This window comes from Gordoniibacillus kamchatkensis (assembly GCF_000829455.1).
Lineage (GTDB): Bacteria > Bacillota > Bacilli > Paenibacillales > NBRC-103111 > Gordoniibacillus > Gordoniibacillus kamchatkensis.
In genome coordinates this window covers 1-10,192 of sequence record NZ_JXAK01000108.1, presented here as the reverse complement: position 1 = coordinate 10,192, position 10,192 = coordinate 1, and the positions used below count along the sequence as shown (strand labels likewise).

Here is a 10,192-nt window from a genome sequence, read left to right as displayed (position 1 = left end):
CGGAGAAGCTGACCGACAACGAGCTGGCCGAGATCCGCAACCGCAAGATCGGGTTTATTTTTCAACAGTTTAACCTGCTTCCCCGCCTCACCTCGCTGGAAAACGTGGAGCTGCCGATGATTTACGCCGGGATTCCGCCGAAGGTCCGCAAGGAGAGGGCGCAGATCATGCTGGAAAAGCTGGGCATGGGGCAGCGCGGGCACCATAAGCCGAGCGAGCTGTCCGGCGGGCAGCAGCAGCGGGTCGCTATTGCCAGAGCGTTGGCCATTTCGCCTTCGCTGATTTTGGCGGATGAACCGACCGGGGCGCTCGATTCCAAGACGGGCCAAGAAGTGCTCGAGCTCGTCGTGCAGCTGAACGAGCAGGGCAATACGATCGTGCTCATTACGCACGATCAGCACATTGCCGGCCACGCGAGAAGGGTCATATCGCTCAGGGACGGAGAAATTGTCGGCGACGTCCGCAATGCGCCTCTCCCCGAACGGGCTTTGGAGGTGGTTTCGTGAACATATGGGAGCTGTTCGCGATGGCGATCGGGACGGTGCGGTCCAACATGCTTCGTACGATTTTGACGATGCTCGGCGTCATTATCGGCGTCAGCTCCGTGATCACGCTCGTCTCGATCGGCAAAGGCAGCCAGGAAGCGATCGCGAAGCAATTCGAAAGCTTGGGCACGAATCTGCTCGTCATCAACTTGCGCGGAACCGGCCGCGCCACGCAGCTGGGCTACGACGAGCTGATGCAGTTGGAAGGGACGGCCGGCATCAAGTCCATAGCGCCGACGATGAACAAAAGCGGCGCCACCGTCAAATACGAGAAAGATTCGCAGACGTCCTACAACGTCATCGGGACGAACGACCGGTATTTGGACATGCAGCAGGGGAGCGTGGAAAGCGGGCGCTTCCTGGCTGAGGCCGACCTCGATTTCCGCAATCACGTGGCCGTCATCGGCAGCGACGTGGCCGCAGAGTTTTTCGGCAGCGCGGATCCGGTCGGCAAGGAAATCAACATATCGGGCTTCGTGTATACCGTGATCGGGAAGCTGCAAAGCAAAGGCTCCAATACGAACGGCACTTCGATGGACGAAACGATTTTCGTGCCGCTGGATACGCTGCAAAGGGATTTCAAGCTCGGCACGATCAGAAACGCTTATGTCGAAGCGGCTTCCAGCACCGACACAGCCAGGGTGCAGGGCGTGCTGGAGGCGTATTTGTACAACAAATTCAAAAGCGATACCGGCTACAGCATCTTCAACTCTTCGCAATTGCTCAGCTCGCTGGAGAGCTCGTCCAAAACGTTGACGCTGCAGCTCGTAAGCGTCGCCGCCATTTCGCTGATCGTCGGCGGCATCGGCATCATGAACATCATGCTGGTGACGGTAACGGAGCGGACGCGGGAGATCGGGATCCGCAAATCGATCGGGGCGAAGCGGCGCCATATTTTGCTGCAGTTTCTGGTTGAGGCTACCGTCATCAGCGGCATGGGGGGACTGCTCGGGCTTGTGCTCGGCATTGCTTTTTCGCTTGCCCTGCCGATCATCAGCCCGGGCCAGAACACCTCGCTTTCCGTCAGCGCGGGGATCTACGCGTTTCTGTTTTCGCTCGCGGTAGGCGTCGTATTCGGGATTTACCCGGCCAATAAAGCGTCCCGGCTTAAACCGATCGACGCCCTTCGCACCGACTGACCGTTCCCTTACTTAAAGGAGGTACTATCCCGTGAAAATCAAGCTTCAGACGCTTCAATCGCTGCGCAGATGGATGAAAGCCGCGATTCCCGTTACCGCGCTCGGCTTCCAGCTCGCCGTGCCGACCGCTCAAGCGGGCCAGCCCGGGGTCTTCATCAATGATTCCACCTACTTCACCGTCCAGGACGTTTCGCTTTCCGGCGGCACCGGCGAAGCGTATTTGCAATTCGGGCTCAAGCTGCAAAACGGCAGCGGAACGGCCGTCAATATGAACGATTACGGCGTCAAAGTGAGCGATGCGAGCGGCCACAGCTTCACGGCGCAGCTGACGGGCAAGCAGACCGCGCAGGTGGAGTCCGGGCAAGCGGCGACGTTCCGCTTCAGCTCGCAAGTGCCTGCCAAAGATACGCTGGGTCAGCTGCAAGTCGTCGTGTTCCGCTGGGACATGACGAGGCCCGATCTGATGGATGAGCTCGGGGCGCTTCCTGTCGCAGACGCAGGCACATCGTCAGCCGTACGGCAGACGGTCGTCCAGGCCGACGAAGCCGATGCGAGCTTGCCGTCCGACGCTGCGGTCAGCTTCCAAGCGGTACGCACCTTCATCGTGCATCAGGACGAGCAAGCGTACCTGTACACGGATTTGCTGGCGACCAATACGGGCAGCACCGGCTTTGCGCTGCCCACCGCTTTGAAATACCGCTTTGTCGGCACGCAATCGGACAGCTACAGCGCGACGGTCGTGGCCGGAACCGACACTGCTCTGCTGCCCGGAGAGACGCGCAAGGTGACCGTCAAGGCGCCGGTTCCTTCCGGCCAGCCGCGCGCCGCCGCCGGCTACAGCTTGCAGTTTTACAGCGAGACGGCAAGCGGTGTGTCCGTTCTGGGCAGCCTCGACGTTGCCGGGGTCACGACGGAGTCCGTGATCGGCGAGGCGGAGCCCGTGTTTGGCCGCAGCGGCGTGAGGCAGCTGGCCGCGACGACGACGAATGCGACGATCAGCCAGCAATCGGACGGCACGCATGTGTCGGCAATTGTAGCGGTTGACAACAAAGGGACGGACATCGCAGCGCTTCCCGCCTTGTCGGCGGCGTTCCAATTCGGAACGGCAGGGGCGGCGGTATCCGCTGCGGATACGTCTTCGCATCCGCTCTACTTAGCCCCGGGCGAATCGTCGGCGTACCGATTCGACGCCGTGCTGCCGAGCGGGCTGAAGGCGGAAGACGTGCGACTTGCCTTGTTCGCGGCGACAGCATCCGGGAAGCCCGCCTCGACAAGCTCGTCAGGCTCGTCCGGTTCGTCGTCGTCATCGGGCGCAACGTCCGGAAGCGCATCGTCGTCGTCTTCGTCGACGGCGTCCTCGTCGGCTTCCGCGTCCCAGGCGGACAACGGCACCGCTCAGGCGGGAGCTTCCGGTTCCGCGAGCTCGTCGGGATCGGCCTCGCAATCGTCCGGCTCCGCCTCGCAATCGTCCGGCTCCGCCGGAGGGGCCGCGCCGATTGCCGTCACCGTGCTGACCGGCGCCACGGACGGTTCCGACGCGTTCGCTTCCGCCAAAGCGTATAACCTCGGCGACAAGCTGCCGCTGGCGAGCAGCACGATTTCGTCCGATCTGGACGTGTCGCTCGTCGAGTTCCACGCGAACCCCGACGAAAGCGACGGCTTCCGCAGCGCTTTTGCCAAATTTGTCGTCACCAACCACGGCAAAAACTCCGTATCGCTGCCGAGCCTCACGACGGGCCTCGTGACGGACAGCGGGGCATCGTACCCGGGCAGCCGGCAGACGTCGGCGTCGCAGCAGCTTATGCCGGGCGCGAGCTACACGCTGAGCTACTCGTACTTGCTGCCGGCCGGCGTCAATACCGACCGTATGGCGCTGACGGTTGCGGACAGCCGCTCCGCCGTCTCGGAAGCGACCGTGGCGGTGAGCCCGCAGCCGGCGGACGACGGTAACGTGCTGCACGTGTACCCGTATACGGTAACGATGAACAACGAGATGCTGCAATGGTCGTACTCGGGCGGAACGTTCACCTACAAGCTGACGCTCGATCTGAAGCTGGAACGGCAGACGCAGGTCATCGTCGACGGCAATACGCCGAGCCTCGAGTTCGATCTGGTGGACGGCCTCGGACGCACGCTCGCTTCCCAGACGCTGCCGTTCACCGGCACGAACCAGCTGACGGGCGGCCTGCAAACGGTAGATATCGGATCTTTCAAGGACGTGAGCGATCCCCTGTCGCTTCGCGTGTACGAGACGTTCCCGACGCCGGACGGCACGGCCAAACGCCTGCTTCGAACGGTGAACAATCCGTAACCGCTGCGGTCGCCGGGCAGCATATTTTCAGCTTGCATTCAGCTTGCATTCATTTTAGTTTCATGTTTCCCGGCTATAGTGAAGCAGAGTCAATCTGCCGGAGGGGGAAGCCGCCGCATGAGCTATTTGATCAAAAACTTGCATTTCATCGTCATCCACATTCCGATTTCAATGCTCATATTCAGCTTCGTGTTCGACGTCCTGGCCTTGTTTGCGAAGCGGCGGGAATGGCACGCCGCCGGGCTGCTGTGCCTCGTCGTCGGCACGCTGGGCGCGATCGCCGCCGTCGCCACGGGGCCGGAGGACCGCAATCCGCTCGTCCATACCCATGAGTTTTACGGCAAAATGACGATGGTGCTGTTTATCGTGCTGACCTTAGTGCGGCTGTTTTTCCACCTGCGCAAGCAGCGTGAGCTCGGCGGCAACTATGTGTACTTGGCCGTGGCGCTGATCGGCGTTTTGCTTGTCGGCTATACGGGCCATATCGGCGGCGAAATGGTGCATCCGGACCGCAGCAAATTACGGCCGGGCCAGTTCCAGGAGCGCCCCGGCGTGCAGGGCGAGCGCCAGCAGGGACAGCGCCAGAACGGCGGCGAGCAGGGACAGCGCCAGGGAGCGGGACAAGGACAACAGACGCAGCCGCAGGGGCAGGCTTAGGGATAAGAGGAAGAGAGAACGTCTGCAGTAATCAGTTGCGAAATCCAACTGGCATAAAAAAAGCATTCCTTGCACGAACATAACACTTGTAAACCGCAGTCATTTATGACTGCGGTCATTTTAATTTCGAAGTGAGGACGATGTTAAGGGAATTGTGCATCATATCATCGAGTTATTCGAACAAAAGGAATAATTTTTGCAAAATGCTCGCATGAGAAAATCATTTTCTGCGTATACGCAAGTATAACCAAGCAAACTACAGGGGAGCAGTGGTCTGAGAAACTGTAAGTGCATACATGATGAAAAATCGATGATAAGTCGATATTTCCCCTTCATTTCCCGCTTTGCAATTATTCGACGAAACAGGTATGATTCGTTTTGTTTCAACACAACTGCATAGCAAATCGCTTAAAATTCATTACTGAATTGCGGGGGAACCATTCCTTGGGGTGAATGAAAGGTGCAACCTTTCTAGGGCGTTTATCTCACCGTCCGAATCCGGCAGCTAACCTCGTCAGCGAGCAGTGAGAGGATACAAACCTGGAAGCACAAGGGTTGCCCTTGTGCTTTTTTGCGTGCATAAATGGCAGCGTGTCATCAGCAGATTTACTTTGGAGGTTCGACAACGTGACTACAGAGACGTTGAAGAAGGTTGTTTTCGGCAAACCGTTGAAATCGAGCGAGATGGAATCGGAGAAAATGCCGGTGTGGAAGGCGCTGCCCATTTTATCTTCCGATGCGCTTTCGTCTGTGGCTTACGGAACGGAGCAGATCCTGCTCGAACTGGCCACGGTCGGCGCCGCGGCATTCGCCTTCTCGCTGCCGATCGCGCTTTCCATTATCGCACTTATCGGCATTCTCGTTATCAGTTACAGGCAAGTCATAGAAGCGTATCCGCAAGGCGGCGGAGCTATATGGTTTCCAAAGAAAATCTCGGCATGATGTGGGGGCGTTTGACCGGCGTTTCGCTTATGATCGATTATACGCTTACGGTTGCCGTATCCATTTCCGCCGGAGTTCAGGCAATTACATCGGCCTTTCCGGTTACAGTACCCTATATCGTTCCGATTGCCCTGCTGCTAGTTTGGTGTATGGTTTGGCTTAACTTACGCGGCACCTCGGAATCCGGCACGGTGTTCGCGATACCAACCTACTTTTTCATTATTTGCGTGCTGGCTTTGGTAGGCAAGGGCTGCTACGATCTGATTACCGGATCGGGGCACGCTCATGCAGAGAGTATAGTGACTGCAGGAGTGCCTGCCGGGCTGACATGGTTCGTTTTGCTTAAGGCCTTTTCCTCCGGCTGCTCTGCAGTAACCGGCGTCGAGGCAATTTCCGATGCGGTTCCGCACTTCAAAACCCCATCGGTGAAAAACGCCAAGCGCACGCTATCTTCGCTTGGACTGCTGCTCGCCGTCATTTTCGGCGGCGTTACCATGTTGAGTCTTGCCTATGGTATCTCTCCGGATCCGAAAGGACATACTTCCGTGCTGTCGATGGTGACGGAGCATGCCTTCGGCCGAAGCATATTGTACTATGCAACGCAGATAGCGACCATGATGATTTTGACCTTGGCCGCCAACACTAGCTTCAACGGATTCCCGATTCTCGCATCTATCATGGCGCAGGACAAAAACTTTCCTCGCATGTTCACGTACCGTGGCGACCGGCTATCTTACAATTACGGAATCATCACGCTCGGAGTGCTTGCAAGCGTGCTGCTGCTCGTGTTTAAAGGCCGTACTGACGCACTTATCCCGCTGTATGCCATCGGCGTATTCCTCTCGTTTACGCTCGCGCAGAGCGGCCTTGTCCGCAAATGGCTCAAGGAACGGATGCAGGGCTGGCAGCGCAAAGCGTTCATAAACGGCCTCGGTGCGCTCGTTTCACTAGCGGTGCTGGCCATATTCTGCTTCACCAAATTTATAGAGGGCGCGTGGATCGTCATCGTGCTCACTCCGGTCATATTGGTGGTTATTACAAAAATAAACCGCCATTACGATGCAGTCGCCTGTGAGCTGCGAATCAACCTGGACGAAACGAAGATTACACCCAGCCAGCCGATTATTATCGTGCCGATTGCCGGCATTCATAAAGCAGTTGTCTCATCGCTCAACTATGCGAAATCGCTCTCTCCGAACGTCATCGCGTTTTTCATTGCTTTCACCGACGAAGACGCGGACAAAATGGAGGAGAAATGGAAGAAATGGAACCCCGGCGTACGGCTGGTTGTCTTCAAATCACGTTATCGTACGATTATCCGGCCCTTGAACGAATTTATCGAGCGGATTGAATCTCATGCGGCGAACAATCAATCGATTATGGTGCTGCTGCCCCAATTCATTACGCATAAGTGGTGGCACCGCCTGCTGCACAATCAATCAGCCAACCGCATCCGGCACAAACTTCAGGCCGATAAGGACATAGTCGTCGCTACGGTTCCGTATCATTTGTCACGCTAAGCGATTAGTTTTTTAAATGTTACGGAACCGTCGTGATAATGGCATCAACAAACCGGTTTGGTTATGCAGAAAGTTATGCCAGCCGCCCGGCTATACAGGCGGGATTTGGACGAACCGGATCGATCGAATCGCTCCCTTGTATCGGAGCCGCTAGTTATGGCGGCTCCGGTTTTCATTGCGAACATTCGTTCCTTTCGGTATACTCGTGGTGTGACAGTTTCCGTATTTGACACCGCTGGGCGGGTAGCATAGACTGAAATTATCGCGTTCTGCGGCTGCGCCGCAGGCGCCAAAGGGCGGAAGCGGGGGACAGGCTTGAGGCCGAAGATTGACGAATGGAAACACGTATTTAAGCTGGATCCGGAGCGGGAACTGTCCGACGACGCGCTTGAGCGCATTTGCCTGTCGGGCACCGACGCGATACTCGTCGGCGGCTCGAGCGGGGTGACGTTCGATAATACAGTCGAGCTGTTGGCGCGCATTCGCCGCTACGAAGTGCCGTGCGTGCTCGAGCTGTCGGACCGGGAGGCGGTCGTGCCCGGCTTCGACATGTCGCTGCTGCCCGTCGTGCTGAACGCGCGCGACGCCGACTGGATCGTCGGGCAGCATCATAAGGCGATCAAAGAATACGGCGCCGTGCTCGATTGGAACGAGCTGCTGACGGAAGGCTATGTCATTCTGAACCCCGACTCGACGGCGGCCCGCGTTACGGAAGCTGATACCGACCTCGACGCCAAAGACATTGCCGCTTACGCCCGGATGGCCGACCGGATGTTCCGCATGCCGATTTTTTACGTGGAGTACAGCGGGACGTTCGGCGACATGGCGCTTGTGCGCAAGGCGCGGGACGTTTTGACGCAGGCCCGGCTTTTTTACGGCGGCGGCATCGACGGCCCGGACAAAGCGCGGCAGGCGGCCGAGGCGGCGCATACGATCGTCGTCGGCAACGTCATTTACCGCGATCTGGAGGCGGCGCTTGCCACCGTCAAAGTGAAGCAGTAAAGGAGCTTTTGCAATGACCCATTCCATTAACATACACGACGCGATACAGCGGCTCAATCCGCAGCAGCGCAAAGCGGTCGAGACGACCGAAGGGCCGCTGCTCATAATGGCAGGAGCCGGCTCCGGCAAGACGCGGGTGCTGACGCACCGGATCGCCTACTTGATCGGCGCGAAGCGGGTAGCCCCGTGGAGTATTCTGGCGATTACGTTCACGAACAAGGCGGCGCGCGAAATGCAGGAACGGGTCTCGAGTCTCGTCGGCGCGAACGGGCGCGACATCTGGGTGTCGACGTTCCACTCGATGTGCGTGCGCATCTTGCGCAAGGACATCGAGCGCATCGGCTACACGTCGAATTTCTCGATCCTCGACTCCGGCGACCAGCTGTCCGTCATCCGTTCGTGCTGCAAAGACCTCAACATCGATACGAAAAAGTTCGAGCCGAAGGCGATTCAGGCGGAGATGTCCACGACCAAGAACGAGCTCGTCGATCCGGACCGGTACGAGGCGAAGATAGGGGACTATTTTCAAGGCATTGTCGCCAAAGTATACAAAATGTACCAGCGCAAGCTGAAAGCGAACAACTCGCTCGACTTCGACGACCTGATCATGAAGACGATCGAGCTGTTCAAGACGGTGCCTGAAGTGCTGGACTTTTACCAAAATAAATTCCAATACGTTCACGTCGACGAGTACCAGGACACGAACCGCGCGCAGTACATGCTGTGCCAGATGCTGGCGGACAAGCACAAGCGCATTTGCGTCGTCGGCGATAGCGACCAGTCGATTTACCGCTGGCGCGGCGCGGACATTACGAACATCCTCAATTTCGAGAAGGATTACCCGAACGCGACGACGATTCTGCTCGAGCAAAATTACCGCTCCACCAAAAACATTCTGCAAGCGGCAAACAAGGTCATCGCCAACAACACCGGCCGCAAGGCGAAAAACCTGTGGTCGGACAAGCCGGGCGGCAGCAAAATCCACATCTACCAAGCGGACTCCGAGCACGAGGAAGGCTATTTTATCGCCGGCGAAATTAACCGCTGCGTGCGCGGCGGCAAACGGCACTACGCCGACCATGCGATTTTGTACCGCACGAACGCGCAGTCGCGGGTGATCGAGGAAATTCTCATCAAATCGGATATTCCGTATCAGATCGTCGGCGGTATCAAGTTCTACGACCGCAAGGAGATTAAAGACATTCTCGCGTATTTGCGGCTTGTCTCCAACCCGGACGACGATATTTCGCTCATGCGCGTCATCAACGTGCCGAAGCGGGGCATCGGCGACACGACGATGGAGAAGCTGGCGGACGAGGCGGCAAAGCGCGGCTTCTCGATTTACGCCCTGCTCGGCGACATTCATTCGGTGGCGGGCATCCAGGGCAAGACGAGGAACGCGCTCGAAAATTTCCACGAGATGATCGGCAATCTTCATCGCATGACCGAGTTTTTGTCTGTCACCGAGCTGACGGAGAAGGTGCTGGAGCTGACCGAGTACCGGCTCGAGCTGCAGCGCGAAAATACGCTCGAATCTCAAGCCCGCGTCGAAAACATCGACGAGTTCCTGTCGGTGACGATGGAGTTCGAAAACCGCAACGAGGACAAATCGCTCGTCTCGTTCTTGACCGACCTCGCGCTCATCGCCGATATCGACACGATGGTGGACAAGGGGCAGGACGATTCGGCCGCGAAGGACGCGGTCGTGCTCATGACGATGCACAGCGCCAAAGGGCTCGAGTTCCCGGTCGTGTTCATTATCGGCATGGAGGAAGGCGTGTTCCCGCACAGCCGCGCCTTCATGGATAACGAAGAGCTGGAGGAGGAGCGGCGGCTCGCGTACGTCGGCATTACCCGCGCCGAGGAAGAGCTGTACATGACGTGCGCGCGGATGCGCACGCTGTTCGGGCAGACGAAGGCGAACGCGCCTTCGCGCTCTTGCGCGAGCTGCCGGAGGAGCTCGTGGAGACGCTGTCGCCCGGCGGCGACCGGCACAGCCGGGCGGCCGCGTGGGGCACCGGCGGCGGCATCGGCGCCGGGTATGGAACCGCTGCGGCGGCGCGCGGCGGCGGGTTG

General features: G+C 58.2%; 5 protein-coding genes, 2 pseudogenes and 1 riboswitch. All 7 genes and pseudogenes read left to right on the top strand.

Annotation, left to right across the window (positions count from 1 at the left end; genetic code table 11):
* The coding region (locus SD70_RS31575; RefSeq protein ID WP_041052572.1) for an ABC transporter ATP-binding protein at positions 1–506 on the top strand (506 nt) is incomplete at its 5' end.
* Positions 503–1,684 (top strand): ABC transporter permease, encoded by a 1,182-nt coding sequence (locus SD70_RS31570; protein ID WP_156158302.1) that lies wholly within the window; start codon positions 503–505, stop codon positions 1,682–1,684. The genes SD70_RS31575 and SD70_RS31570, both read left to right, overlap by 4 nt.
* Before the next feature lie 31 nt (positions 1,685–1,715).
* Positions 1,716–3,995, top strand: a complete 2,280-nt coding sequence (locus SD70_RS31565; protein ID WP_041052571.1) for a hypothetical protein — start codon at positions 1,716–1,718, stop codon at positions 3,993–3,995.
* A 117-nt stretch (positions 3,996–4,112) separates the two neighbouring features.
* The gene (locus tag SD70_RS31560; RefSeq protein WP_041052570.1) at positions 4,113–4,652 is read left to right on the top strand and encodes a DUF2231 domain-containing protein; all 540 of its coding nucleotides are present in this window, start codon (positions 4,113–4,115) and stop codon (positions 4,650–4,652) included.
* A gap of 395 nt (positions 4,653–5,047) precedes the next feature.
* A riboswitch (cyclic di-AMP (ydaO/yuaA leader) is annotated at positions 5,048–5,188 on the top strand.
* Between the two features lie 148 nt (positions 5,189–5,336).
* Positions 5,337–7,114: pseudogene (locus SD70_RS31555) on the top strand (APC family permease).
* A 315-nt stretch (positions 7,115–7,429) separates the two neighbouring features.
* Positions 7,430–8,116 carry a heptaprenylglyceryl phosphate synthase gene (locus SD70_RS31550; RefSeq protein WP_041052568.1) on the top strand — a complete coding sequence of 229 codons (687 nt, stop codon included), beginning with the start codon at positions 7,430–7,432 and terminating at the stop codon, positions 8,114–8,116.
* Positions 8,117–8,129: 13 nt separating this feature from the next.
* A pseudogene (pcrA, locus tag SD70_RS31545) lies at positions 8,130–10,192 on the top strand (DNA helicase PcrA); the annotation flags it as partial.